The 26,689-nt window shown below is 61.6% G+C and carries 26 protein-coding genes and 3 tRNA genes; 21 read left to right on the top strand and 8 right to left on the bottom strand.

The features are described from left to right. The first annotated feature begins 31 nt into the window (after positions 1-31). The 14 genes from QP999_RS04865 (at position 32) to QP999_RS04800 (ending at position 13,689) form a co-directional block, all read left to right on the top strand. Complete coding sequence (locus QP999_RS04865) at positions 32-484, top strand: FHA domain-containing protein FhaB/FipA (protein ID WP_070444458.1); 453 nt, start codon at positions 32-34, stop codon at positions 482-484. Then, a complete protein-coding gene (locus QP999_RS04860) occupies positions 481-1,815 on the top strand; it encodes a PP2C family protein-serine/threonine phosphatase (protein WP_070683182.1) in 1,335 nt (444 codons plus the stop codon). Before QP999_RS04865 ends, QP999_RS04860 begins: the two co-directional genes overlap by 4 nt. Next, complete coding sequence (locus QP999_RS04855) at positions 1,816-3,168, top strand: FtsW/RodA/SpoVE family cell cycle protein (protein ID WP_144676047.1); 1,353 nt, start codon at positions 1,816-1,818, stop codon at positions 3,166-3,168. Continuing rightward, positions 3,165-4,595 (top strand): penicillin-binding transpeptidase domain-containing protein, encoded by a 1,431-nt coding sequence (locus QP999_RS04850; protein ID WP_284847800.1) that lies wholly within the window; start codon positions 3,165-3,167, stop codon positions 4,593-4,595. Before QP999_RS04855 ends, QP999_RS04850 begins: the two co-directional genes overlap by 4 nt. Then, complete coding sequence (locus tag QP999_RS04845) at positions 4,595-6,007, top strand: serine/threonine-protein kinase (protein ID WP_284847799.1); 1,413 nt, start codon at positions 4,595-4,597, stop codon at positions 6,005-6,007. The genes QP999_RS04850 and QP999_RS04845 overlap by 1 nt, the downstream gene beginning before the upstream one ends. 6 nt (positions 6,008-6,013) lie before the next feature. Continuing rightward, positions 6,014-7,954 (top strand): Stk1 family PASTA domain-containing Ser/Thr kinase, encoded by a 1,941-nt coding sequence (gene pknB / locus QP999_RS04840; RefSeq protein WP_284847798.1) that lies wholly within the window; start codon positions 6,014-6,016, stop codon positions 7,952-7,954. A 68-nt stretch (positions 7,955-8,022) separates the two neighbouring features. Beyond that, positions 8,023-8,298: a cell division protein CrgA gene (crgA, locus tag QP999_RS04835; protein ID WP_070523252.1), complete on the top strand. Its 276-nt coding sequence runs from the start codon at positions 8,023-8,025 to the stop codon at positions 8,296-8,298. A gap of 15 nt (positions 8,299-8,313) precedes the next feature. After that, on the top strand, positions 8,314-9,390 hold the full coding sequence (locus QP999_RS04830) for a sensor histidine kinase (RefSeq protein ID WP_284847797.1): 1,077 nt from the start codon (positions 8,314-8,316) through the stop codon (positions 9,388-9,390). A 48-nt stretch (positions 9,391-9,438) separates the two neighbouring features. Next, positions 9,439-9,648 (top strand): hypothetical protein, encoded by a 210-nt coding sequence (locus QP999_RS04825; protein WP_101736644.1) that lies wholly within the window; start codon positions 9,439-9,441, stop codon positions 9,646-9,648. Between the two features lie 9 nt (positions 9,649-9,657). Beyond that, positions 9,658-10,311, top strand: a complete 654-nt coding sequence (locus tag QP999_RS04820) for a response regulator transcription factor (protein WP_070533551.1) — start codon at positions 9,658-9,660, stop codon at positions 10,309-10,311. Between the two features lie 109 nt (positions 10,312-10,420). Continuing rightward, positions 10,421-11,080: an ABC transporter ATP-binding protein gene (locus tag QP999_RS04815; RefSeq protein WP_070523305.1), complete on the top strand. Its 660-nt coding sequence runs from the start codon at positions 10,421-10,423 to the stop codon at positions 11,078-11,080. Positions 11,081-11,082: 2 nt separating this feature from the next. Then, positions 11,083-11,910: a hypothetical protein gene (locus QP999_RS04810; RefSeq protein WP_070684514.1), complete on the top strand. Its 828-nt coding sequence runs from the start codon at positions 11,083-11,085 to the stop codon at positions 11,908-11,910. Between the two features lie 10 nt (positions 11,911-11,920). Continuing rightward, a complete protein-coding gene (locus QP999_RS04805; protein WP_158014662.1) occupies positions 11,921-13,054 on the top strand; it encodes a sensor histidine kinase in 1,134 nt (377 codons plus the stop codon). Continuing rightward, positions 13,051-13,689, top strand: a complete 639-nt coding sequence (locus tag QP999_RS04800) for a response regulator transcription factor (RefSeq protein ID WP_070523273.1) — start codon at positions 13,051-13,053, stop codon at positions 13,687-13,689. The genes QP999_RS04805 and QP999_RS04800 overlap by 4 nt, the downstream gene beginning before the upstream one ends. A gap of 310 nt (positions 13,690-13,999) precedes the next feature. Here QP999_RS04800 and QP999_RS04795 read toward each other — a convergent pair whose 3' ends face one another. After that, positions 14,000-14,644: a rhomboid family intramembrane serine protease gene (locus QP999_RS04795; RefSeq protein ID WP_070684516.1), complete on the bottom strand. Its 645-nt coding sequence runs from the start codon at positions 14,642-14,644 to the stop codon at positions 14,000-14,002. Positions 14,645-14,715: 71 nt separating this feature from the next. Next, a complete protein-coding gene (locus QP999_RS04790; protein WP_039672975.1) occupies positions 14,716-15,246 on the bottom strand; it encodes a peptidylprolyl isomerase in 531 nt (176 codons plus the stop codon). A 69-nt stretch (positions 15,247-15,315) separates the two neighbouring features. Between QP999_RS04790 and QP999_RS04785 the strand changes: the two genes are divergently transcribed. After that, positions 15,316-15,954 carry an HAD family hydrolase gene (locus QP999_RS04785; protein ID WP_284847796.1) on the top strand — a complete coding sequence of 213 codons (639 nt, stop codon included), beginning with the start codon at positions 15,316-15,318 and terminating at the stop codon, positions 15,952-15,954. A gap of 23 nt (positions 15,955-15,977) precedes the next feature. Here the strand turns inward: QP999_RS04785 and metE are convergent, their stop codons facing one another. Further along, positions 15,978-18,242 carry a 5-methyltetrahydropteroyltriglutamate--homocysteine S-methyltransferase gene (gene metE / locus QP999_RS04780; protein WP_284847795.1) on the bottom strand — a complete coding sequence of 755 codons (2,265 nt, stop codon included), beginning with the start codon at positions 18,240-18,242 and terminating at the stop codon, positions 15,978-15,980. Beyond that, positions 18,239-19,162 (bottom strand): methylenetetrahydrofolate reductase, encoded by a 924-nt coding sequence (locus tag QP999_RS04775; protein ID WP_070562153.1) that lies wholly within the window; start codon positions 19,160-19,162, stop codon positions 18,239-18,241. Before QP999_RS04775 ends, metE begins: the two co-directional genes overlap by 4 nt. A 375-nt stretch (positions 19,163-19,537) precedes the next feature. On the opposite strand from QP999_RS04775, the gene QP999_RS04770 reads away from it, so the two are divergent. The 5 genes from QP999_RS04770 to QP999_RS04750 all read left to right on the top strand — a co-directional run bounded on the left by QP999_RS04770 (position 19,538) and on the right by QP999_RS04750 (position 24,735). After that, positions 19,538-20,413 (top strand): hypothetical protein, encoded by an 876-nt coding sequence (locus tag QP999_RS04770; protein WP_284847794.1) that lies wholly within the window; start codon positions 19,538-19,540, stop codon positions 20,411-20,413. A gap of 167 nt (positions 20,414-20,580) precedes the next feature. Next, positions 20,581-20,784, top strand: a complete 204-nt coding sequence (locus QP999_RS04765; RefSeq protein WP_070523292.1) for a hypothetical protein — start codon at positions 20,581-20,583, stop codon at positions 20,782-20,784. 72 nt (positions 20,785-20,856) lie between these two features. Beyond that, the gene (locus tag QP999_RS04760; protein ID WP_070533570.1) at positions 20,857-22,431 is read left to right on the top strand and encodes an ABC transporter transmembrane domain-containing protein; all 1,575 of its coding nucleotides are present in this window, start codon (positions 20,857-20,859) and stop codon (positions 22,429-22,431) included. Then, positions 22,428-24,221: an ABC transporter ATP-binding protein gene (locus tag QP999_RS04755; RefSeq protein ID WP_070533574.1), complete on the top strand. Its 1,794-nt coding sequence runs from the start codon at positions 22,428-22,430 to the stop codon at positions 24,219-24,221. Before QP999_RS04760 ends, QP999_RS04755 begins: the two co-directional genes overlap by 4 nt. Positions 24,222-24,243: 22 nt before the next feature. Continuing rightward, entirely contained in the window at positions 24,244-24,735 is a 492-nt protein-coding gene (locus QP999_RS04750) for a GNAT family N-acetyltransferase (RefSeq protein ID WP_070533576.1), read from the top strand. A gap of 42 nt (positions 24,736-24,777) precedes the next feature. Here QP999_RS04750 and QP999_RS04745 read toward each other — a convergent pair. Continuing rightward, positions 24,778-24,850: transfer RNA gene (locus tag QP999_RS04745), tRNA-Ala, on the bottom strand. A 170-nt stretch (positions 24,851-25,020) separates the two neighbouring features. Here QP999_RS04745 and QP999_RS04740 point away from each other — a divergent pair. Then, on the top strand, positions 25,021-25,899 hold the full coding sequence (locus QP999_RS04740) for a polysaccharide deacetylase family protein (protein WP_070533578.1): 879 nt from the start codon (positions 25,021-25,023) through the stop codon (positions 25,897-25,899). Positions 25,900-26,093: 194 nt separating this feature from the next. Here the strand turns inward: QP999_RS04740 and QP999_RS04735 are convergent. The 3 genes from QP999_RS04735 to QP999_RS04725 form a co-directional block, all read right to left on the bottom strand. After that, positions 26,094-26,166, bottom strand: a tRNA-Ala gene (locus QP999_RS04735). Between the two features lie 9 nt (positions 26,167-26,175). Next, positions 26,176-26,252, bottom strand: a tRNA-Ile gene (locus tag QP999_RS04730). An 87-nt stretch (positions 26,253-26,339) separates the two neighbouring features. Next, complete coding sequence (locus QP999_RS04725) at positions 26,340-26,687, bottom strand: DUF3566 domain-containing protein (RefSeq protein ID WP_070521969.1); 348 nt, start codon at positions 26,685-26,687, stop codon at positions 26,340-26,342. Positions 26,688-26,689 lie beyond the last annotated feature (2 nt).

Here is a 26,689-nt window from a genome sequence, read left to right as displayed (position 1 = left end):
TTTTCCAGATTTTTTAGCGTAAGGACTTTCCATGGATTCGATCGTGCTGCTCTCGCTGCGCATCGGCCTGCTGGTGTTGCTGTGGCTGTTCATCTTGGCCGCACTCAACGCCATGCGTCGCGATGCCAATAAGGCCGCCGGCGTCTACCAGGCATCGTCCCCGGTGAAGGGGGCCCAGAGGCGTCGCGAAGCGCCGCGTGAGATCACCATCGTGGACGGGCCGCTGCGCGGTTCCCACATGGAGCTAGGCACTCTTGAGGACTGTACGATGGGCCGCGCACAGGACTGTGACTTTGTCACTGGTGATGATTTCTCCTCCGGTCACCACGCCCGTTTGTTCCGCAGGGGCAGCGAGTGGTTCGTGGAGGACCTCGAATCCCGCAACGGCACCTTCGTTGGTGGCGTTCGCATTGACCAGCCAGAACGAGTCGGAGTCGGCTCCGATATCAAACTTGGCCGAACGACCGTGAGGTTGATGGCATGACTTTAAGCCTGACTTTTACTGCAGTGACGGACCGCGGACTGGTCCGCGAAAATAACGAGGATTCCGCCCACGCGGGCCCGCACCTGCTGATGTTGGCCGACGGCATGGGAGGCCACGCAGCCGGCGAGGTTGCGTCCACCACCATGGTGGAGCACATGGCCTCCCTCGAGCGCGATCCAGGCGATAATGACATGCTGGCCCTGCTCGGCGCGGCGGCGGAGGACGCCAATGCGGCGATCCGCGAGCACGTGGACGAGCACCCGGAGACCGAGGGCATGGGCACCACGCTGACCGCCCTGCTCTTTAACGGATCCGAATTCGGCGTGTGCCACGTGGGTGATTCCCGCGGCTACCGGCTGCGCGAGGGCAAGCTGACCCAGATCACCAAGGACGACACTTATGTGCAGTCCCTCGTCGATGAGGGCAAGCTCGATCCGGCAGATGTCTCCTCCCACCCGCAGAAGTCACTGATCCTCAAGGCCTATACCGGCCGGCCCGTGGAGCCGACGCTCTTTACGCTCGATGCTGAACCGGGCGACCGCCTCCTGCTGTGTTCGGACGGCCTGTCGGATCCGGTGACGGCCTCTACCATCGAGCAGGCGCTGAAGCAGGGCACGGTCGAAGAGGCCGCCACCACCCTGCGGGATCTTGCGCTGCGCTCCGGCGGCCCGGACAACGTCACCATCGTGGTGGCGGAAGTCGTGGACGGTGAAGGCGACGACGCCGACCCCATCACCGTCGGTGCCGTCCAAGGCGTCGTCCCGGAACCAACGCACCCCGATTCTTCCGCGAGCCGCGCCGCGAAGCTTATCTCGCCCCCAAAAGCGCAAGCCGCTGAGGAGAAGCCCCAGGACGAACCACAGCGGCGGCCACAGCGAAGCCGGATTGGGTGGAAGGTCATTGCGTGCCTTGCCATCATCATCGTGCTGGTCATCAGCGGCGGCCTCTGGATGAAAAGTTACCTGGGCAGCAACTACTACGTGACCGCCGATGAAGAAGGCGTCCTCACTATCCAAGAAGGCGCGGACTATGAGATCTTCGGCCGCCCGTTGCACCACACGTATCAGAATGCGTGCCTAAACAAGGACAATACGCTCAAGCTGGGGCACGGCGCCTGCGACGGTGATTTCGCACCGTTCGCGCTGAAGGATTTGCCCGAATCCGAACGCGCTGCCGTGGGCAACCTGCCCTCCGGCTCCTATGACGAGGTGCAAACACAGCTTTCGCAGCTCTCGGACAAGGCGCTCAAGCCCTGCCCGAAGGCGTCGAAGGACGAGAAAAACAAAGATGCCAAGAGCGAATCCAAAGGAAACTGCCGGGAGGTGAAGTAGATGAGTAAGTTCTTTTCCCGCGGCACCGAGTTCGGCCTGCTCGTGCTCGCCACCGTGGTCTTCGCCATCACCCTGGTCAGCCTCGAGTTATCGCAGGGCAACGTGCTGACCCTCGATGTCCTCTACCTCATCGGTGGATTCATCGGCGTCTTCGCCGTCGCTCACTTGGTGCTCTGCTTCCTCGCGCCCTACGCGGATCAGCTCATGCTTCCCATCGTCGCGGTGCTCAACGGCACCGGGCTCATTCTGTTGAAGCGCCTCGACCTGGCGAATGGCGGCGGGCTGGCGGTGCGACAGGTGATGTGGACCATCGTCGGCCTCATCCTCTTCGCGCTGGTGCTCATTCTCCTACGCGATCACCGCTCGCTGACCAGGTACTCCTATATCTTGGGTGCGCTCGGCCTGATCCTTCTCGCCTTGCCCCTCGTGTGGCCGCAACCGCCGGGCGTGGACGCTCGCATCTGGCTGTGGCTGGGGCCGTTTTCTATCCAGCCGGGCGAGTTCTCCAAGATCTTGCTGATCCTGTTCTTCGCCATGCTGCTTACCCAGAAGCGCTCGCTGTTCACGGTGGCCGGCTACAAGTTCCTCGGCATTTCTCTGCCACGCCTGCGCGATCTGGCCCCCATCCTGGTGATCTGGGGCATCGCGATTATCATCATGGGCATTTCCAATGACTTCGGTCCCGCCCTGCTGCTGTTTAGCACCGTGCTCGGCATGCTCTTTATGGCTACCAACCGCGTGAGCTGGTTGCTCATCGGCGTCATCCTCGTGGGTGTCGGCGGCTTCAGCATCTACCAGGTGTCGGACAAGATCCAGCAGCGCTTCTCCAACTTCTTGGATCCGCTGGGCAATTACGACACCACCGGTTACCAGCTTTCCCAAGCGCTGTTCGGTATGTCCTCCGGCGGCATTACCGGATCCGGCTTGGGCCAGGGCCACCCGGACATGGTTCCGGTAGCGCACTCGGACTTCATCCTGGCCGGGATTGGTGAGGAATTCGGCCTCATTGGCCTCGCCGCGGTGCTCATTCTCTTTGCCATGCTGGTCTCGCGCGGCTTCCGTACCGCACTGACCTGCCGCGATACTTATGGCAAACTGGTCGCCTCTGGCCTCGCGCTCACCTTGGCCGTGCAAGTCTTCGTCGTCACCGGCGGCATCTCCGCGCTGCTGCCCATGACTGGTCTGACCACGCCTTTCATGTCCGCGGGTGGTTCTTCGCTCATGGCCAATTACATGCTGCTGGCCATCCTTCTGCGTATCTCCAATGCGGCGCGCCGCCCGGCGCGCGAGCAGACCTCGAACGCGCCCACTGACACGTCCCTATTCCCAGCCGTCCAGGAGGCAAGCCGATGAACAGATCGATCCGCCTCGTTTCCCTCTTTGCCCTCATCCTTACCGCCGTGCTCCTGGTGAACCTCACCGTGATTCAGGCGTTCTCCGACGACAAATACGCCCATAACCCCAAGAACGTTCGCGGTTTCTTGGAGATGCGCACGACCCCGCGCGGCCAGATTTTCGCTGGCGACACGGTTTTAGCGCAGTCCACTGCCGACGCCGAGGGAAACTACTCCCGCTCCTACCCTGCCGATTCCCCCGCCTTCGCCAACATCACCGGCTACCTCTCGGAGCGCTTCGGCGCCTCCCAGCTGGAGGCATCGCAGAATGACATCCTCAACGGCAAGGATGATTCGCTGCTGGCGCGCAATTGGCTCGACACGCTCTCCGGAAAACCCCAGATGGGAGCGAACGTCGAGGTCACCATCGATCCCGCACTGCAGCAAGCCGCCTACGACCAGCTAGCCGGGCCCGGCTATAACGGCGCAGCCGTGGCCATCCAGCCCTCGACGGGCAAGATTCTGGCCATGGCCTCCACCCCTAGTTTCAACGTCTCCGACCTGCTCGGTGACAACGCCAGCGAACGGTGGGAGCAGTTGCAGAATCAAGAAGGCACGCCGCTGGTTAACCACGCTGCGCAGGACACCCTGCCCCCGGGCTCGATTTTTAAGATCATCACCACCGCCGCCGGCCTCAACAACGGCTTTAACCCGGACTCTACGCTCACCGGCGCGGCGTCCATCACGCTGCCGGATACGGTCACGGAGCTGACCAACGACGGCAACCGAGCCTGCGGCGGCTCGGAGAGCGTCACCCTACATACGGCCTTCGCGCTGTCCTGCAACACGGCTTTTGCGCAGATGTCAGAGAGCATCGGAGCCGATGAGCTGCGCAGGTACGCCGAGGGCTTCGGCGTGGGTGAGAAGTACTCGCTCGGTGTGGAGACTTCCGCTGGTGCGCTGGGCGAGCTTGGCGACGGCGCCCAAGTCGCCCAATCCGCCATCGGCCAGCGCGACGTGACCATGTCCGCCCTGCAGGCGGCTATCATGGCCGGGACCATCGCTAACCAGGGCAAGCGCATGGAGCCTTACCTGATCAACCGCATCACCGATGCCCAGATGAATGAGCTGCGCTCCACCCAGCCACGCCAGGCTGCCGAAGCCGTCAGCGAAGAGACGGCCAACACCATCAAGGACCTCATGTTTGCCTCCGAGCACAGCACCTATGGCTATGACGGGAACGGTTTCGCCTCGAAAACCGGTACCGCCGAGCACGGCGAGGGCCTTGCCCCGCACGCGTGGTACGTGGCTTTCGATCCGGACAAGGACATCGCGGTAGGCGTCGTGGTCAAGGACGGCGGGCACCTAGGCCAGAATGCCTACGGCGGCCAAGTCTCCGCGCCCATCGGCCGCGCCATCCTGCGCGCATACGGAGGTGAGCAGTAGTGAACAGCGCTGATAATAAGGAACACCTACAAGCACTCATCGGCGAGGACTACCAGCTGCAGTGGATCGTCGGCCACGGCGGTATGTCCACCGTGTGGCTTGCGGATGACGTCCATAATGACCGCGAGGTGGCCATCAAGGTCCTGCGGCCGGAATTCTCCGATAACAACGAATTCCTCTCGCGCTTCCGCAACGAGGCCAAGGCGGCAGAGTCCATTGATTCTGAGAACGTCGTGGCCACCTACGACTACCGCGAGCTTGAGGACAACGGCCGCACCTTCTGTTTCATGGCTCTGGAGTACATCCGCGGTGAATCCTTGGCGGACCTGCTGGCCCGCGAAGGCGCACTGCCAGAAACGCTGGCGCTCGACGTCATGGAGCAGGCTTCCCACGGCCTGTCCGTCATCCACCACATGGGGCTCGTGCACCGCGATATTAAGCCGGGCAACCTCATGATTACCCAGAACGGCCAGGTCAAGATCACTGACTTTGGCATCGCCAAAGCCGCCGCAGCCGTGCCTCTCACGCGCACCGGCATGGTGGTCGGCACCGCCCAGTACGTCTCGCCGGAGCAAGCCCAAGGTTATGAGGTCGGTCCGGCCTCGGACGTGTACTCGCTTGGTGTGGTGGGCTATGAAATGCTGGCTGGTAAGCGCCCCTTCAGCGGCGATTCCTCAGTATCGGTGGCGCTGGCGCACATCAGTCAGGCGCCGGAGCCCTTGTCGACGTCGATTAGCGCGCCCACCCGTGAACTGATCGGCATGGCCCTGCGCAAGGACCCGGGCACCCGCTTCGCCGACGGCAACGAGTTCACCAACGCGATTGCTGCCGTGCGCCAAGGCCAGCGCCCGCCGCAGCCGAAGTCCGCGGCGCTCGCGCCTATCGCAGCCGAACCCTCGCCTTCCGCCTCCACGGAGATGCTGGCCAACATGGCGCACCCCACCACGGTGCGTCCGGCCGTTTCCACACCGCAGTCTGAAGAGCGCCCTGCCAAGCAGGGGGGCTTCGGCACTGGGCTGCTCATCGCCGTGGCCATCGCCGCCCTCGTGGCTATTGGCTTCATGGCCTATAGGCTGTGGGGTAACACCTCTCCAACTCCGCCGCCTCCGCCCACCGAGGTCATCGTGACCGAAACGGTAGAGCCAGAGACGACGGTGGAAGAGGAACCGGAAAGCCCCGAGACCGTCGAGATCACCACCGTGGAAGAGGAACCTACTCAAGTCACCGTCACAACGACGCACTCTGTCATCCCTTCCCCTTCCGTGACCACACACCACACGACCCATGAGGAACTGCCCACCCTCCCCGTGGAGGAGACGCAGCCACAGGTCAATGACAGCCCAACGCTCGAGCCCGAACTAGACTCACAGAACAACCCCACCGAAGAATCCGCACTACAGGGAGGCCAGTAACCCACCATGGTCAGTGATCGGTACCACCTCCGCCAGTCCATCGGCACCGGCGGTATGTCCGAGGTCTACGAGGCCGAGGACACCGTCTTGGGGCGCACCGTTGCCATCAAGATGCTGCGCCCCGACATGGCGCGCGATGTTAATTTCCGTGAGCGCTTCCGCCGCGAGGCCCAGAACTCCGGCAAGCTCAACCACCCGAACATCGTCGCTGTCTTCGACACGGGTGAAAAAGACATCGACGGCCTGATGGTGCCCTACATCGTCATGGAATACGTGCAGGGGCGCACCCTGCGCGACATTGTCCGTGAGGATGGCCCCATGCCGGTGGAAGAAGCCGCACGCGTGCTGAAACCGGTAGCGGATGCCCTTCAGTCTTCCCACGAGGCAGGCATCATCCACCGCGACATCAAGCCGGCCAACATCATGCTCACCAACACCGGCCAGGTGAAGGTCATGGACTTCGGCATCGCCCGCGCGCTGGATGATTCCACGTCCGCGATGACGCAGACCTCCGCCGTCATCGGCACCGCGCAGTATCTTTCCCCGGAACAAGCGCGGGGCAAGCCTGCCGACGCCCGCTCCGACGTCTACGCCCTGGGCTGCGTCATGTATGAAACGGTCACCGGGCGCACTCCCTTTGAAGGTGAGACACCGTTTGCGGTGGCCTATCAGCACGTGCAAGAGGAACCAACACCGCCGTCGGACTTCATCACTGCGGACCTCACGGAACGGCAGCGACTCGGCGTTGACGCCGTCGTGCTCACGGCGATGGCCAAGCACCCAGCGGACCGCTACCAGTCCGCGTGGGAGATGGGCGATGACCTCGAACGCTTATCCCAGGGCCAGCTGCCCGAAGCGGCGCGCTCTCACGTCAATGACGAGGATCACCCCACCACGATGGTGGCACCCGTGTCCGCGCAACACCGCGCGCCGGTGGCCTCCACCCGCCCCTCCGACGATGAGGAATCTGGATCCGGTCTCAAGTGGCTGGCGGCGTTGCTCGCCGCCTCCCTCGTGGCCATCATTGGCTACTTTGCCTGGGATTTCTGGGATAGCTCCCGCCAGGAGGCCCGTGAGCGCGAACAGGCTCAGCACGAGGCGGCCAAGCGCTCTGACATGGTCACGATCCCGAAGGTGGCCAACCGCCCACGCAATGAAGTGGTGGCGGAGCTGGAGAAGCTTGGCTTGTTAGTGACCGTCAACGAAGAGCCCAGCCCCGACGTGCCGCGTGGCAAGGTTATCCGGGTCAACCCGGCGGAAGGTTCGGAGCTGCAGAAGAATTCTTCAGTCACGTTGACTGTGTCTTCCGGCAAGGAAGTCACTGAGGTCCCGGATCTCACCGGCATGAAACTGGATGAAGCCACCACCGCGCTGGAGGAAGCCGGCCTGGAGCTGAATACCGACGTGGAGCAGGTCAATGACGAAGCCCCCACCGGCCAGATCATTTCCCAGAACCCGGCGGGCGGCACGCAGCTGTCCAAGGGCTCGAAGGTTCATATCACAGTGTCTAAGGGCCAGAAGGAAGTCAGCGTGCCGGACGTCAGCGGCATGGATCGTGACCGCGCGGTTGAGATGCTGTCCTCCATGGACTTCGACGTCTCCGTGAATTCGGTGGATTCTGAGCTTCCGGAAAACCAGGTGCTCAAGGTCGTCGAACAAGGCCAGAAGCTTCCCAAGGGCAGCCAGGTCACGCTGGAGGTCTCCAACGCGATGCTCATCCAGGCACCGGACATTACGCACTCCACGCAGCAGGAAGCCGAATCGGCGCTGCGTGCCAAGGGCTGGTCCGGCTCCTTGGAGGTGGGCGAGCGCATCCCGACGTCGAACCCGATCGACAGCGACAAGATTGGGTGGGCTTCGGCAAGCCGCGGCGATGTCATCCGCAAGGATCAGACCATCCAGGTCCGTTTCTGGGAGTTTGACCCGGCAGCACTGCTGCCGAAGTAGCTCTCAAGGCCGCAGCTGCTAAGGTATCCCACAGATTAACCACCCCTATTCTTCGTGAAGGTGTAATAATGCCAAAGTCCAAGATCACGACGGAGGGCTCCGCACTCCCGCAGTCCTCCAGCTCTGCTACTAACCGCACCCCGGTCAAGATCAACTCTGAGGGCACCCCGAAGTGGTACATCGCCATCATGCTGGGCCTCATGCTCATCGGCCTGCTCTGGCTCGTGGTGAACTACCTGGCGGGCGAGTCCATTCCGTTCATGCAGGAACTGGGGCCGTGGAATTACGGCATCGGCTTCGGCCTGGCCATCATCGGTCTCCTGATGACGATGGGCTGGCGTTAACTTTCAGCACCGCCGATGAACTCCTCGAAGTTCTATAGCATCGCCGGCGTCGGCTGCATCATTTTGGTGATGCTCACCGTCACGGTGGATAAAAACTTCCTCACCCCCGGCGCACTCGTCCTCGCCGGCCTCGGCGTCACCCTAACACCGCTGGCCGTCCGCTACCCACGCGTGGCGGCCTGCGGGTACGGTGCGCTTTTTGCACTGGCGATGTGGTTTTCCGATTGGCGGTCTTTCCTGCTCTTGGCGTGGAGCCCCGTCATCGTGGGCATCGTGGCGTTTCGCACGCGCTGGCTGTGGGCCGTTCCCCCAGCGGTGGCGTACACCTACATCGTCACGACGGATCCTTCGATTAATTATCTGCCTGTTTTCGACCCGTTAAGCCTGTCGATACCGCTTGTCTTGTATGCGGTGGCCATCGTCATTGGGGCCGTACTGCGCAGAACCTGGGACCAGCGTCTTGCCGCTGAGCAACGCGCCGCTGAGGAACGCGAGGCGCTTATGACAGCCCTCCATGATTCGGTCGCCGCGACCTTAACCTCCGTGGTCATGCGTTCTGAGACCCTAGCGCTGACCCAAACGGATCCCTCAGCGGCCGACTCCGCAGAGGCAATTGCTAACGACGCCCGCCGCGCCATGGGCGAGGTGCGCGATCTATTGCGCGTGATGAAGAACGAAAGCGTGACGAAGGGGGTCAAGTCCTTGGAGGAAGACCTCGACACTATGGTCAGCTTCCTGAGCAGTCATGGTTTTCAATGCGAGCCGCAGATAACAGTGGGCAAGAATGGCCAGCTTGCACTGCCGGAAAAACTATCCCTCGTGTTCTCCGAACTCGCCGTGAACATCCTCAAGTACGCCCGCCCTGAATCCCGTGTAAGCATCGAGGCAACGAGCACCTCTAAGACCATCGACGTGGTGATCACTTCCGTGATTGCGGCTCAGCAATCACGCCAATACATGACGACGAATCTGGGCTTGGGTGAAATCGCACGCCGCGTTCGCCGAATGCACGGCAGCTTCGGCAGCGGCAAAGAAGGCGAGCACTGGGTCACACGCCTTTCCCTTCCCACCGCCAGCCTCAGAAAAATATAGTAAGCTTTCCCGGTAGTCCGCCGTTTCTTAAATTTAAAAAGGTTTGACATGCGTACTTCCCTCGCCGTTGCCGCCGCAGCTCTCGCGCTGTTTTCCGCACCAATCGCCAGCGCCGCTGAGGCTCCTGCTGAAACCACCGTTGACACCGCTACTGAGAACACTGAGTCCACCGGATTCACCTTCTACAAGTCTTTCGCGGGCGAATTCGCTGACCACTTCCGTTGCTCCAACAGCCCCCAGCTCTGGTGGTGCGGCTAAACTGTTCCCATGAGCATTCGGGTTTTCCTCGTTGACGATGATGAGCTCGTTCGCTCGACGCTCCGCGTCTACTTCCAGACCACCGAGGACATCACGGTGGTCGGTGAGGCAACTAACGGTGCCGATTGCTTAGACCAGCTTGAAGAAGCCAAGCCGGACCTCGTCCTCGCCGATATTCACATGCCGCACATGGACGGCATTACGCTGCTCAAGCACCTTAACTCCGCGCCGAATCCCCCGACGTTTTTGGCCGTCACCGCCTTCGACTCGGATGACACGATGCTGAAGATCCTGCGGGCGGGCGGCGCGGGCTATATCTTGAAGAACCAGCGCCCGCGCTCCATCATCGAGGCGGTCCGCGCCGCCGTGGAGGGCGGCACCGTCGTGGCACCCGCCGCCATGCACCGTTTGGTGGACTACATTGGGGAACCCGCCACCCCACGCGATCCCGTCGCCGCCGCCATTGAGAGCCACGAGCTTCACGACGCCGAAATTGCCGTCCTCAAACTCCTCCTCGCCGGCAACTCCAATTCTGAGATCGCTGCCGCCACCCACTATTCCGAATCCGCCGTGAAGAAGCATGTCTCACGCCTCATCACCATCTTCGGCGCCAGCACGCGCCTGAACCTGGTGGCCAAGATTCTGGGCGGCGCTGGCTCTTAAGCCCGACCCAACTCTGCTCGGTTAACGGGCTTCTCCCCCAAATGGCGGAGGCTAAAGATTGCCTGCTTAGGCGATGTTTCTCATGCCCCTGATCAATATCGTCAGAGGTATGAACACCGTATTCACTGCTCGAGACATCACCGTCTCCTTCGCCGGACATGAGGTTGTCCACGGCGCGAACCTCACGGCATCGCCCGGACGGATCACCGCTTTGCTTGGTCCAAACGGCGCCGGCAAATCCACCACGCTCCGGGCTGCCCTCGGCTTGGTGAAAGCCACCGGAACGAAGCACATCAATGGCACCATCGGGCTGCTCCTCGACGATGGCGGCCTCGTTACCAGTCTCACCGGGCGTCAGCATCTCCACGCAATGGCGAGGCTATATGGCGTCGATAAGTATCGGGTACAAGAGGTTTTAGAGCTTGTCGATATGTCGCACCGCTGCGACCGGCAGCTCAAAACTTACTCGTTAGGCATGAAACGGCGTATAGCGCTAGCGGGAGCTCTGTTACAAGATCCCGACATCATCATCTTGGACGAGCCGTCCTCTGGTCTTGATCCTGACGGCATTCGTTGGCTGGGCGAAGTCTTGTGTGCGGAAGCTTCCCGTGGGAAGGCAATTATCATGGCAACCCATCATCTGGCTGAAGCGGCCGCAGTCGCCCACGACGTAGTCATCATTTCTCGTGGTCACACCACATTCACAGGCGTTCTCAGTGAAATCCCTGACCTTGAAGCCGCCTACTTCGCCCACGCTACGAAAGGCTAGACATGAAATCCGAGCTTTATACCCTTCGTCACCTCCCGAACGTGCTGATCGTCGCGATACTCGCAGTTATGATGGCGGGCATCAGCGCTGTCCTGCAGTGGGCACTTCCGTTCCTTTTGAAAATTGACCCGCCACAAGTCGGTGACAGTCCAACAGGCCAACAGGTGCAGGCGCTTATCGACGGCTCCGACCCCACGACGTCCAGTTTCCAATTGGCCGCCCTCGATATCACAGGTTCTGGCCAGTCCACAGGCATTTCAATCTTCCTCATCGCCATTGTTGCACTCACAGTCACTGCAGCTAGCTACCCATTTTCCAGTGGTGCAGTGGTGTGGAAGGTGGTTGGCGCTGGTTCGCGTATGAAATGGGTGCGTTCTTTGATCGCGGCTGTACTTAGTACCGTCCTCCTAGTATGCGTGGCAGCGTGCGTTCTTAACTCACTGATCGCACTGGTTGCGGCTCCGATGAATGATGTTTCTCTGGTTGCTTCTGCTTCTAATGTCGCTGTCGTGTGGCTGCGAGGCAGCTTGGCCGTGCTACTACTGACCCTCGCGATCATCGGTGTCGTATTAGCCATACGGAGGATCGGTCCAGCCATCGGCGTTATTGTCGCAGTGTTGATGGCAGGAGTGATCTTAGGAACTATCGGCGTCATGGCCGGGTGGGAACCGTATCTTTACAGTTGGCTTCCTTCTTCTGCTGTGTCAATTGCTGGTGGACAGGGGGCAACGCAAACTATGAATCCATGGGTAGGTATTGCTGTACTTGCCGGCTGGTCGGTTGTGAGCATGGGACTTGGGCTCACCCGCTTTTACCGGGCAAATCTTTAACATGGACTTCATGAATCGCCTTTCAGCCAGAGACATCGCTCTCGCTGTCATCGTTCTATCCCTTGACCTCGTTGGGTTCCTAGTGGCTAGCTCGATGGAACCAACCCCCTTCAATACCGCATTGTCTCCAGCGCAGTTCTGGCTGATTCTTGTTGCCATCATTGCCAAAGGCATCCTCCTGCTTTGGCGCCGTAAATTTCCCTTAAGCGTCCTACTCGGGATTTCTGCTACTGAGCTTCTGTGGTCCCTCTACTGTCTCGTCACCGCAGACCACAGCCTCGGCTACAACGGTATCGCTGCCTCGGTGGCTGCGTTTTCGATAGCGCTGCACACGAAGTCAAAAACTCGCGACTCTATTTCCCTCATTATCTCGGGTCTCATTGTCGGCGTCCTCCGCGCCATTGCCATGCCACCGCTGGGAGGAATCGAGCCTCCACTTTTTACTCTGCTCACAGCCTTGGGCTGGCTGCTCCCCCTCATAGTGTTCTTTGCTATTGGACTCGCTGTCCGCAATAGCCGTGAGCTCACCGCATCCCTCGCCCGCCAAGCAGAACTCGCTGAGGAAAACGCCATTGTCGAGGAGCGCGCCCGCATTGCGCGGGAGCTTCACGACACCACCGCCCATCACCTCTCAGCCATCGCCATCCAAGCTCAAGCCGCACAGGCATGCATCGATGTCAACCCCACCGCTGCCAAAGAACATCTCCAACACGTGACCTCGTCGACGACGAAAGCACTCCAGGATGTCCGCGCGACCGTTGGCAAACTTTCGGTTTCCGATGCCGAAATACACCGCATCCCTCAGCCGACAAATTTGTCTGCGCTAATTTCGGAGGTTCGCGCTCTAGGGCAGGCAGTAACGTTTTCGGACACCTCCCACTTGTCGGAGGGCGAGTTGATCGCGGCTTATCGAATCACCCAAGAAGCTCTGACAAATGCCCGCAAGCATGCAACAGGCGCGCCTGTTGATGTCATGCTGAGCGATGATGAACTGCGGATAATCACCCGCGGCACTTTCACACATAGCCCCACGGGCCGTGGCACCATCAGCATCCAAGAGCGCGCCCGAGCTGTCGGTGCAACCGCTTTAAATGAACCTACCGAAGATGGTTGGCTGGTGCTCATTACCTGGAGGAAGCCATGATTCGAGTCCTGTTAGTTGATGACCAACCTCTGATCAGACAGGGATTAAAGGCAATCTTCGAGGCCACCGGTGAGATCAAAGTTGTGGCTGAGGCAGCTTCCGGGAATGAGGCGATAGCAGCTGCAAAGGCTCGCGACATTGATGTGGTGTGCCTCGATATCCGCATGCCTGACGGGGACGGGATCTACGCAACCACGGAGATTAACAAGCAAGACAATCCCCCAGCTGTCATCATTATCACCACCTTTGACCTGGACGAATACGTCTTTGGTGCCCTCGAAGCCGGTGCCTGTGGCGTCATGCTGAAAGACTCCCCAATGACCGACCTCATCCAAGGAGTCAAACACGCGGCCTCAGGTGAAGGCATGGTCGACGCTGCGGTTACTAAAAGGGTGATTGCGGAATTTGGTCGGCGGAAAGCGCGGGCCACGGTAGATTCAGCCCTACTCACGCCGCGCGAACTCGAGTGCGTACGGGCCCTGGGCAAAGGATTGACCAACATCGAAATCGGGCGCGAGCTGTATTTGGAGCCCTCTACGGTCAAGACTCATTTGTCATCTGCGATGGCCAAAGTGGGAGCTAGTTCGCGAGTACAGCTCGTGATCTGGGCCTTTCGCGCAGGAGTGGTGAGCTAACTAGGGGGCGCAGTTCCCAACACCACCTCGCAACCGGAGCACTGTTAACACCTTGGGTACAAAGTTATCCACAGGGTGGGGATAACTCTGTGGAGAACGAATTCCACAGCCTTTCTCCACACCCTGTGAATAAGTGTTTTCACGCTTCCCACAGCCCGCACAAAAACTTCGAACACAATCTAATACGCTGCTGATCTGCGGTTATCTTGGCCCACACGTTCGGTAAATTACAAAAATGTAGTTATCCACAATGTGGATAACTTATGTGGAATTCTTTCGCACAGAGGTTTTGGTGGATAACACGCCCAAGTTATCCCCAAAGCCCAGCTCGCAGCGCCGCTGCAACAGCAGCTATCACCCCGATAAGCCATATCCCCAGCCAACGCAGCCACGCACGTTGGCGAAAGAGGAATGGCGCCAACAACAGTCCTGTGAGCAAACCGCCCAAGTGCCCCCACACGGAGACGTTCTCCGCCACAAAACTGTAGGCAACGTTTGCTACGACCAAGACGATGGGCGCGCGCAGGTCTAAACCGCGGCTGCGGTACACGCCGATGAGTAGTCCCATGAGCGCAAAGAGGGCACCGGAGGCGCCCACCGTGGGTGTGCCGAAATCCATCCACAGCACTGCGGCGGAAGAGCCCACAATGGAGATGAGATAGGCCGCCGCGTACAGCGCGCTGCCCAGGGCGCGTTCTACTTCCCTACCCACAAAGAACAGCATCACCATGTTGACCAAGAGGTGCCCGGCGTCGAGGTGCATAAAGCCCGCGGTAATGACAGTTGTGGGGTGCTCAGACACTTCAGGGCCCCACAGCGTCCAGTCTTGGGCCAGCATGCTGCGATAGTAAGGCGTAGAGAGGGTCTTGGCCTGGATGGACGTGACCAACCATGCCCCAATGCACAACACCATGAGCACCACGGTGACTGGCGCCGAACGAAGATGATTTTTCACGCAGACTCCTAAAACAACGAGCCCGCCACCACATCACGTGGCAGCGGGCTCAGATGAAAAGCTAAGAACGCTTAGGCGATCTCGATGGACTCGATGACAACGTCCTCAGCCGGACGGTCCATGCGGTCGGTGGAGACCTTCGCAATCTTGGACACGACTTCCTGGGAAGCCGCATCGGTGACCTCACCGAAGATGGTGTGGTGGTTGTTCAGGTGCGGGGTCGGCGCCACGGTGATGAAGAACTGGGAGCCGTTGGTGCCCGGGCCGGCATTCGCCATGGCCAGCAGGAACGGGCGGTCAAACTGCAGCTCCGGGTGGAACTCATCCTGGAACTGGTAGCCGGGGCCGCCACGGCCGGTGCCGGTCGGGTCGCCGCCCTGGATCATGAACTGGTCGATGACGCGGTGGAAAATAGCGCCATCGTAGAACGGGCCGGACTGCTCGCCCTTGGCGTTCTGGGTGGTGTAGTCCTTCTCGCCCTTAGCCAGGCCGATGAAGTTCTCAACGGTTACCGGTGCGTGGTTACCGAACAGGTCGATAACAATGTCACCGTAGTTGGTGTGCATCGTTGCAGTTGCGGTCTTCTGAGTCATGCCAGCCATTGTATGGAAATTTCCACCATTTCGTTGTTCCGCCGCGACGCTGTCAGCGATCTGCGTAGGGTTGCAAGCATGATTCGCGCCGTTCTCTTCGATCTCGATGACACCCTCATGGACCACACCGCCGCGATGCATGCGGCCGTCGAGGAGTGGCTGCCGGGCGGGCACCATGAGCGCTTCGCGGAGATCGAAAAGAAGTGGTTCGCCGCCTACGAGCGCGGCGAGGTCACCCACCAAGGTCAGCGAGTGGAGCGCTGCCGCGAGTTCCTGGGCCGCCCGGAGATGACGGAGCAGGAGGCGCTGGCGGAATATGCCAAGTATTTGGCCGCGTATGAAAAGCATTGGCAGGCGCTTGGCGACGCCCGCCCCACCCTCCAGCACGTCCTGTCCCGCGGCCTCAAAGTGGGCGTTTTGACGAACGGAGCTCGCGAGATGCAAGAGGGCAAGCTAAAGGCGGGCGGGCTCGACCTGCCAGGCGTTGAGCTCTTTCCCACCGTGGAAATGGCTAAGCCAAAACCGCACCGAGAGGCCTACCTCGAGGCTTGTCGGCGCCTAGAGGTAGAGCCTGGCTCCACACTCATGATTGGTGATTCGGTGGCCAATGATGTCGAAGGCGCCCGGGCCGCAGGGCTCAAGGCGCTGCACTTCGATAGGGCCGGAAACGGAGACATCGCCGCGCTCAGTGAGCTGACGGCGATGAACTTCGTTTAAATCTCTGTAGACGAGATTTAAACCTAGAGGCTAGAGCGGACCTCGTCCCGGGCGAGGACCAGGTTGCGCAGGGAGGCCTCGGTCTCCTCGTAGCCGCGGGTCTTCAGGCCGCAGTCCGGGTTGACCCACAGGCGCTCGACCGGCACGTTCTTGAGTGCCGCGCGGATGAGCTCGGCCATCTCCGCCACGGACGGGATGCGCGGCGAGTGGATGTCGTAGATGCCCGGGCCGATCTCAGAGTGGAACTTCTCATCGATGTCTTCCAGCAGCTCCATGCGGGAGCGAGCGGCCTCGATGGAGGTGACATCGGCATCCAAGCCGGCGACGGCGTCGATGATCTGGCCGAACTCCGAGTAGCAGAGGTGCGTGTGGATTTGGGTTTCAGGCTTCGCCTGCAAGGAAACCACTCGGAAGGAGCGCACTGCCCAGTCGAGGTAGGCCTTGCGGTCCTTCTCGCGCAGCGGCAACAGCTCACGCAGGGCGGGCTCATCGATCTGGATGATGTCGATGCCGGCCTCTTCGAGGTCACGGACTTCGTCGGCCAGCGCCACGCCGAGCTGGTCGGCGGAGACGGACTGGTGGACGTCATCGCGCACGAAGGACCAGGCCAGAATGGTCACCGGACCGGTGAGCATGCCCTTGACGTGCTTCTCGGACAGGGACTGCGCAAACTTCGCCCACTCGGTGGTCATGGCCTTCGGGCGGGAGATGTCACCAACCACGATTGGCGGACGGGTGCAGCGGGAGCCGTAGGACTGGACCCAGCCGTTCTCGGTGACGACGAAGCCGTCGAGAAGCTCGGCGAAGTACTGCACCATGTCGTTGCGCTCCGGCTCGCCGTGGACCAGGACGTCGAGGCCCAAGCGCTCCTGCAGCTCGATGACGGACTTCACCTCGTTGCGCAGGGCCTCGGTGTAGTCGGCGTCGGAGAGCTCGCCCTTGCGGTGCGCGGCGCGGGCAGCGCGGATCTCAGAGGTCTGCGGGAAGGAACCGATGGTGGTGGTCGGCAGCTGCGGCAGGCCGAGGGCCTCCTGTGCCTTGTTGCGCTCCGCGAACTCCGGCTGGCGCTGGACCTGGCCCTCCGGCAGCTGCGCGGTGCGCTCCTGCACGGCCTGGTTGTGGATGCGGGAGGACTCGGCGCGGGTGCGCACGGCGCGGTCGGCCTGCGCGTATGCCTCCGGGGCGTCGAGCGGGCCGGCGGCGAGTGCTACGACCTCGCGGATCTTCTCGTCGGCGAAGGCGAACCAGGTGGCAACGTCGACCGGCAGGGAGGTCTCCGCCTCGACGGTGTGCGGGACGTGCTGCAGGGACACGGAGGTGGTTACAGAAACGCCTTCGCCGAGGGTCTCGAGCTTCTCGCGCAGGTCGCGGAGGTTGGCGGCCCAGACATTGCGGCCGTCGACCAGGCCGGCGGAGAGGTGGGTGGCTTCGGCAAGCTTGGCGACGCGCTCGAGGTAGGAGTTGTCCAGCGCCAAGGTGCCCACTGAGAGATCCACCTGGACAGCTTCCGGCTTGAGCTCAGCGATGACGTCAAGGCCAGCATTGAGGGAACCATAGGGCGTGGTCAGGTAGACCTGCGGGCGCTTCTCCGCGCTAAGGATGCGGCCATAAGCGCTCTTGAGCGCGGCGGCGAGGGTGGCGTCGTCAGCCGCGGCGAGGTCAGCGACCAGGGCCGGCTCAACGAGCTGGAGCCACTCCACGTTGGCGTCGGCAAGCTGCTCCAGCACGGTGAGGTAGGAGTCCACGAGCTCATCGAGGCGGTCGAGCGGCTGTTTGGTAGCGCCCTCGGCCTGCTTGGACAGGGCCAGCAGGGTCACGGGGCCAACGAGGACCGGGCGCACGGTGTGGCCGGCGGCGCGAGCCTCCTCGACGATCTTCAACACGCGCTGGGGGCGGGCACTAAAGGTCTGGTCATCGCTGATTTCAGGAACAATGTAGTGGTAGTTGGTGTCGAACCACTTGGTCATCTCCAGCGGCGCGGTGTCCTTGTTACCGCGGGCCAGGGTGAACTCATCATCGAGGCTCTCGCCCTGAGCAGCGCCCACGGTCAGCGCTGTCTCGAGGACATGGTCGTAGTAGGCAACGTCCGCGGGGATGGCGTAATCCTCAGTGAGCCCCAGCTCCTTGAGACGGGCGTAGGTATCGAGGCGCAGGGAGTGCGCGGCCGATTCAAAGGTCTCGGCGTCGATCTTGCCGGACCAGTAGGACTCCAGCGCGCGCTTAAGCTCACGATGGGCACCTACGCGGGGATAGCCCTCAATCGTTGCCTTGGGAAATGGTGCGGTCATGGGGTAACTCCAATTCGATGTAGCAGGTCAGTCGTAATGTCTGGATTGTTATGCGTGTAGATGTGCAGCCCGTCGGCGCCGGCGTTCATCACCGATTTCGCCAGGGAGGCCGTAAGCTGCATCCCGATTTCTTTCTCTTCCTCAGGGGAGGTCGCTGCCGCGAGCTGATCGAGCACCTGCGGTGGCCCGTCCAGCCCGGACAGCTGGCACATTCGCTCCACCCGAGCACGGCTAGTCATCGGCATGATCCCGGGGATGAGCGGAATGCGCACGCCCGCCAGCCGGGCGCGTTGGGCGAAGCGGACGTAATCCTCCGCGTCAAAGAAGAGCTGGGTGATGGCGAAGTCAGCGCCGAGGCGTTGCTTGGCCAGGAGAACGTCGATGTCCTCGTCCGCCGTGGCGGACTCGGCGTGGCCGTTGGGGTAGCAAGCCACGCCCACGGCCAAGCGCCCAGCGGCCAAGCGCGCCACGCGGGCAGATTCCCAGCGGCGAATGAGCCGGACGAGGGAGTCGGCGTGCGGCAGGTGGCCTTCGGGCATGCCGCCCTCTGGCAGGTCGCCGCGAAGCGCGAGAAGGCCGCGCACGCCGGCGTCGACGAGCGTGTCGATCCAGCCAACGAGCTCTTCCTCCGTGCCGGCAGTGCAGGCCAGGTGCGCCAGGGGACGCATCGCGGTATCTCGCGAAATCTTCTCAATGAAGGCCGCGGTTCCCTCCAGCCACCCGGAGCGCTGGGAGCTGGTGACGGCGATGTAATCGGGGTTATATGCGGCAAGCGTGTCGAGCAAGCGGTCAATCTTTTTGGCGTCCGCATCGTGGCGCGGTGGGATCACCTCGAAGGAGAGAGCGGTGCGCTGTGGGCGCTTAGGCGTATCTTCGCTGATTTGGTCTAGTGGCGCGGATGCGGAGAGTCGCGGGGACATGCTCACCTCCTCTGCAGGTTATCGTGGTCGGTCATCTGTGCTGTTGGTGGAAAACGTACCAAGCTGTCCATTTTGAGCGAAAGCATTTAGGCAATGGTCATACCTTTCCAACCCGGCCAGCTGCACCGTTGCCCAAACCTGTACTGAATAAAAAGGCCACTGTTCCGTACAAAGCTGTCTATTTTCTTTGAACCGCTCTCTACTTTCGTCCCGTGGTGGCAGGACGTAGCTGCCGCCACTACGCTGAAAGGGAGTATCCAGCGCTAACGCGGGGCACGCATGTGCAGTGTCCCGTCCGGCGCAGACAACCACTCCATAAACAGTTACCCACCGAGCAATCGCCTCAAGCATTGACGTAAAGGAGCATCTCTCCCGATGAACCCCACCGCACTGTCCACAGCAATTAGCGCCACCTCCGCCCTGGTGGAGCGCCTCAAGGAACGCCGCGATGAAAAGGCCCGCGAGGCCTACTCCGCCCTGGAGACCGCCGCCGCCCGCATGGAAGAGCGCGATGGCGAGTGGTTCCCGGAGGCACGCCGCGAAGCCGGTGCCGTGACCAAGGCCGCGCATGCCCGCCTCGAGCGCACCCTCGAACAGCTCAAGGAGCGCAGCGAGGAAGCAACCGAGAAGCTCTCCGCTGCCGCCGCAGACGCCCAGGACAAGGCCACCAAGAAGTGGGAGAAGACCCAGAAGCAGGCTGAAAAGAAGGCCACCAAGGCCCGCAAGCAGGCCAAGAAGAAGGCTTCCAAGGCTGAGAAGAAGGCACAGAAGCAAAGCGCCCAGCTGCAGAAGAAGGCCCGCGCCATCAGCGGCAAGGACAAGAAGAAGGGCTCGAAGATCTGGCTGATCTCCGCGCTGGTTGCCGCCATTGCTGCCATCGGCGGTGGCATCTACTACTTCTTCACCCAGAAGAAGGAGAAGGAATCCGCCGTCCCGCCGCGCGTTGAGGACTTCTCTTCCCCGTCCGCACCGCAGGGTTCCACCTTGGTCTACACCTCCACCACCGAGGATGACGCCAAGCGCGAATCCGACTTGGCCGAGGAAGGCGTCGTCGAGCGCGATGAAGAGCTGCTGGGTTCCCTCGATGAGCAGCTGGCCAAGCACCGCGAGGAAGAAACCGCCATCCAGGACGCCGTCGAGACCGAGATTGAGGTCAGCAACGCCGACAAGAAGGATGCTGACACCTCCCGCATCACCGATGATCACGAGTCCGAGGGCAAGCACCGCCTCCAGACCGAGGACGAGAACTAACCCCCCAACCTTGGGGGTGCGCATTTCGTTGCCTTGATCTCACTGCGTTGCCCCCGCGCGCCCGACCTGCTTGAATTGAAGGCTAATCGGCATCGATCCTCAAAGATCGGTGCCCGCGCGCTGTTTTGCGCGGGAAGCCCTACCAACAGCAGGCAAGGAGATCAGGCATGAGCTTTGAGTCGCTCGTAGTCAAGCTCAAGAGCGGGGAGACCTTTTATTTCCCCGCAGGTGCCGTGAGCGGCGATCCGTCCACCCGCGTGGATAACCTGCGCTTTGCCATTGAAAACGGCACGCAGTTTAACTCCGTCGATGATTATGGAGTCGACCGCGAGTTCAACGGCTATGACGTGGAGAACTACCACTTGGCTTAATTCCCCACAGTGAGTCACCGATAGTAATCTGAATCACTCCCTTATGCGTCCTGCGCTATAGGATGAGTGTTTATGACTCACTATCCACGCATGCGGACGTGGTCGTGGTATCTCCCCGATGAGCCACCTACCGGCGAGGTTTCCCTCACCGAGACCACCGATTTCTCCCGGCTCGGCGCCGCCACGTGGCGGCTGCTTGGTGCCCAGCGCACCGGCGTTATCGGCATCTTCGTTGCCACCCTCATCAACGCGCCGCTGGGCGCGTTGGTCTCCGTCATCATCGGCCAGACCACGCAGTATGCCTTCTCCGAGCCTTCCTGGCGCACCGTAGCGCTGCCGCTTGCGGCCACGGCGATCCTCCTCTTCATCGCCTATATCTGCGAGGCCACGGCGGATGCCTTCACGGATCTGAGCCAAGCCCGCACCACCCATACGCTGCGGTTGAACCTGCTGGATAAGCTGCTGGGTGCCTCCACCGCAGGCATTAGCCCCGGCCGGCTGCTCAACACGATGGATGAGGATTCGCACTACATCGGCCAACTCAAGCAGATCCTCAACTTCCCACTGGTCATGGTGGGCTACCTCTTGGGCGCGGTGGTCAGCCTGGCCCCGATTTCCTGGCAGGTCTCAGCTGTGCTGCTGGTTGGCGCACTCGCCACCGCGCTGGCCTCCTGGGCCACCACGAAGCCGCTGACGAGGATCGCCGCGCGCCGCCGCCAGTTGGAGAACACCGCGCTTTCACTCGCCACGGACTTCGCTCAAGGCTCCCGGGTCATCAAAGGCCTCGGCGCCAAGGACATCGCGCGCCAACGTTTTTCCGACGCCGCCCAGAACTCCTTGGGCGCCATGCTCCGCGAGGCCAAGCTATCCTCCCTCATGGCCTGGCTGCGCCAGATGGTTCCCGCCTCCTTTGCCGTGGGCATTCTTGCCTGGACCTCCTGGGAAACCTTCGAGGGCCGCATCGCCCCCGGCGGGATGATGGCGATCACCATGCTCGTCCCGCCCGCGCTCACAGCATTAGGTGTGTCTCTCGGCCTGCTCACGGAGAACTGGGCGCGGGCACGTGCCTCCGTGGAGCGCGTCGGCGAGCTGCTCGGCCAGCTTTCTTCCAACACCACTGAGGCCGCCGGCACGCCGATTAACCTCTCCCCCGGCTTGCACGTGTGGATGCCTATCAGCACAAAGGGGCGCAGCACCGTGGACTCTTGGGTGCGCTACCTCCATGAGCACGGTGCCTTGTGCCCGCCCCACCGCATCTCCGTGTTGGAGGGCACCCTGCAGGACAACGTCGATCCGCTGCGAAGTGCTAGCGCTACGCAGCTTCACGCCGCCCTTTACGCCTCCGCCTGCGAGGATATTGTTATCCGCCTCGGTGGGCTTGGTCCCAACGGTGAGCTGCCCACCGCGCCCATCGGTGAGGCGGGCCTCAACCTCTCCGGCGGCCAGCGCCAGCGCGTCGCGCTTGCCCGCGCGCTCGCCCTCGACCCCGATGTCCTCGTGCTGGACAACCCCACGACGGGGCTGGATTCGTTGACCCTGGCGGACGTCGCCAAGCGCGTGCGTGAACTGCGCGCCGGCAAGACCACCATGATCATTACATCCGCCTCCACGTGGGCCGCCAACGCCGATGAGGTGGTGGAGCTATGAGCCAGCAGGATCGCGCGGATGCCCTTGCACCTGCCTCCCCGCGGGAGTGTCTCCGTTTTCTGAAGACCCTGCCCAGTGCGCCCAGTCGGCTTGGCATCGCCCTTTTCTTCGGCCTGTTTACCGTTACGGTCATCATGATGAACCTGGTCTCCCAGGTGCTTGGCCGCGTCGTGGACATCATCCAGGGCGTGGAGATCCCCATCCTTGGCACGGGGCGCGCAGCCATGGTGGGCGCGCTCGTTGTTATCGCGGTGGGCTTCCTCGTGGAGGTCACCGGCCGCACCGTGGGCCGCTTATTGGTTACCTCCACCACCCGCCGGCTCTCGGTGGATCTGCGCACCTCAGCGCTGGATTCCACCCTCGGCGCCCCCGTGCCCGCCGTCATGGAATTGGGCACCGGTAACATCATCACGCGCCTATCCAAGGACATCGACACCGTCGTCATGACCATCTCCATGATGGGTGACCGCCTCGTGCTCACGCTCTTCATGCTGCCGCTGACCGCGCTCATGATGATCTTCATTCACCCCGCTTATGCGCTGCTTTTCATCGCGGTAAGTTGTCTGCTCTACCCCTTCATCCGCGGCACCATGCGGGATATCCCCGCCGTGGCCAACGAGGTGTCCTCGGTGGAGGCCTACCGCAACAACGTGCTGCTGGACACGATTCGCGCCCTGGAGACCCTCCGCCAGTTCTCCCTGAAGGATTGGGCGCATGCACGCATGGAGCGCTATTCCTGGGACACGGTACAGGCCTGGGGCGACAAGGTGCCGCTCATCAACCGCATCCTGGGCCAAGGCGCCCTGGCCTTCGCGGTGTTGCTGCTGGGCTCCGTCCTCATGTCCGTGCCGATGGTGATGTGGGAATGGTTGACACCTGGCGAGGCCACCGCCGCCGTGCTGCTGGTCATGCGGTTGGAGATCCACGTGTTCAACATCCTCTTCTTCGCCGGCGAGATCCAGCATTCCGTGACGTCCCTCGGCCGCGCGGTGGCCCTGGCCACCTTGGACAACAGCGCTGGTACGAAGGAGCTCAAGGACACTCCCCGGCTGAACGACGCCCCCACCATCTCCATCGAGCACCTTTCCTACGCCTACCCCGGCGGGGCACGCGTGCTTGACGACGTCTCCCTGACCCTCACCGCCGGCACCACCACCGCCCTGGTGGGTACCTCCGGTGCGGGTAAATCCACGCTCGCCGCCCTCGTGGCGGGCCTGCAGTACCCATCGGCGGGGAACATCAGCCTCGATGGCATCGATACCGCCTCAGTGCCCAATACGTGGATTACAGAGCACGTCGCGCTCATTACCCAAGAAGTCCATCTCTTCTCCGGCACCTTGCGCGAGGACCTGCTCCTGGCCAAACCTGACGCCAGCGATGAGGATCTATGGCAGGCGCTTAACACCGTGGGCTTGGATAAACATTCGCGGTGGCTGCCCCAGGGCCTCGATACGCTCATTGGTGCGGGCAACGAAGAGATCGGTGCGGAGGCCGAGCAACAGCTTTCCCTGGCTCGCATGATCCTGCGCCAGCCGCCGGTGCTCATTATGGATGAGGCCACCTCCGAAGCCGGCTCCGAGCACGCCAAGGTACTCGAAAGCGCCGCCAAGGCAGTCACCAAGGGGCGCACCGCGCTCGTCGTTGCCCACCGCCTGGACCAGGCCCGCGAGGCCGACCGCATCATCGTCATGGAACAGGGTCAGATCGTTGAGGATGGCACCCACGCCGAGCTGATGGACCTGGGCGGGCGCTATGCCTCGGCCTATTCCCAATGGGAGCACGGCTCATAGGTGGTGCACGCCGCGTCCTACCATGGAAGCTATGCATCTTCTTTCCCTCACCGAAGCTGACCGCACCTACCTCGCCCGTATTAACTTTCTTGCCGATACCTTCGGCGATGAGCACAAGGAACTCCCTGAAGGTTTCGAGGAAGGCTTTGACTACTACCTCGGCGGTTGGGAACCTTCCCGCGGAGGTTTCATCGCCTGGGAGGGCCACGTCCCTGCTGGTGGCGTGTGGCTGAATTGGGGCACAGCTGAGCGCCATGGTTTCGGCCACGTTGCCGAGGGCATTCCGGAGCTCGCGCTAGCTGTGGAACCTCGCTTCCGCAGCCAAGGAGTGGGCACCATGCTTATCGACGCCGCCACTAACCTCGCCCGCGAGATGGGTGCTCCGGGCATCTCGCTGTCGGTGGCTAAAGACAACGACCGCGCCCACCGTCTCTACCTGCACCTCGGCTTTGAGCCGGTGGGCGAAAGCGATGGTCACATCGTCCTGGTCAAGCGCTTTAAGGCTGCTGAATAACCCAACCGGAAAAGAAAGGGCGCTCACTGTGTGAGCGCCCTGTGGAGCATAGGGGAATCGAACCCCTGACCTTTGCATTGCGAACGCAACGCTCTACCAACTGAGCTAATGCCCCAATGCCTTTAGAGCGTACTCCTCTCGGTGAAAGCAACGAAATCACCCCCAGGACGGGCCTAATAAAACCTCAGGAGTTAACTTTTTTCACTCTAGTTGCGTGTCACTAGGGATAATGCACCTTCACCGGGCAGACAATGAGGGGTCTGAAAAAGTCTGTGGAAGGTTGTCATGCGCCGAAAAAGTGTTCTTGTCCGCTCCCTCATCGCCCTTGCAGCAGCCACGGCCCTGCCCAGCACGGCTACCGCTGCGGAGCTTCCTCATCCGGTGATTCAGCAGCCGACGTTGCCACAACTCCCCGACGTCCAGAAGGACCTTAAACAGCTGGAACAGGACGCCTACGACGCTCTTCCCAAGGAGCTGCAGAACAATCCCGTGTTTGCCGGCTCCTCGCGGCCCGCTCAGAAGCCCGCGCCGACCGGCAAACGGCAGTCGCAGTCGGTTGCTGATTCCACCTGCTCCAACTGCGTGGCTATCACCTATGACGATGGCCCCGGCGAGTTGACCGCTCAGCTCCTCGACACCCTGAAGGCCAAGGACGCCCACGCCAGCTTCATGGTCTTAGCTCCCAGTGCCACCGCGCACCCGGAGCTGCTGCGCCGCATGAAGGCTGAGGGCCACACCGTGGGAAACCACACCGCATCCCACCGCGAGCTCAACAAGCTCTCCCCCAGCGACGTGGACGGCGAGATCAAGGCCGGGGCCGCCGCAATCAAGGCAGCAACGGGTGAGAACCCTCGGTGGATGCGTCCCCCGTACGGTGCCACCAACGGCACTGTGGAGGCCGCTGCGAAGGCTAATGGCCAGGCGCAAGCCCTGTGGTCCGTCGACACCGTGGATTGGAAGGACCGCAATTCTGAGCACGTCTGCGAGGCCGCAGTCAACGGCGCGCAGCCCGGCTCCATCGTCCTCATGCACGACATTCACGCCACAACCGTAGGCGCCGCAGACTGCGTCATCGACGGACTGCGCGCGAAGGGCCTGGAGCCAGTCAGCCTCGACCGCCTCATCCCCAATCCGCAGGCGGGAAAGCAATACCTCACCCGCTAGCGCACAGCAGCCTGTTCTGGGACCAAACTAAAGGCACCTTATGCAGATTTCCGTATCCATCTACCTGGTGTTTTCGGGTCGGAGGTCTCCATATGGTGCCTTTAGTTTGGTCCTTTAACCCGCCCCTGTGTGACCAGTTTGGCCGAACGCGAAAAGCGCCCAGCGTTTCCGCCGGGCGCCTTCCACTTATGCTGTGGAGCATAGGAGAATCGAACTCCTGACCTTCTGCTTGCAAAGCAGATGCTCTACCAATTGAGCTAATGCCCCATTGTTCCGTGGTGGGCCTAGCTGGAATCGAACCAGCGACCTCATCGTTATCAGCGATGCGCTCTAACCGACTGAGCTATAGGCCCTTGACCGGAACGAGTAGTTACTCTACATAGGACCGGCGATCTATTACAAATCGCCTGGTCATATGTAGTTTTTCTCGGTGATATTCGCTAGTTATGCGGTTCGTCTTGGAGGCGAATCTTGAATCCACCGAAGACGTCCACGATGGCGTTGTAGATCACCGCCAGAAGCGGCGCCAGGATGGTCATCAGCACAGCGATGATGGCACCAAACAGTGCGGCCGCGGAGACGACCAACCCGAAGGAGACCTCAAAGCCGCCGCCAACACCGCCGACGAGGCTATTGAAGGAATCCCAGATGCCCGCCTGGTCAAGGCCGAGATACAACAGGCACACGGCGATGATCCAGGCGACGAGGCCGACGAGGGACATGGCCAAGCCAACGCGGAACGCCGACATGGGCGAAATCCGGGCTAGGTGAAGCTCTCGTCCAATCATGG

The sequence above is a fragment of the Corynebacterium sp. MSK004 genome (assembly GCF_030232515.1).
Lineage (GTDB): Bacteria > Actinomycetota > Actinomycetes > Mycobacteriales > Mycobacteriaceae > Corynebacterium > Corynebacterium hesseae.
This window is presented reverse-complemented; position numbering and strand designations above follow the sequence as displayed.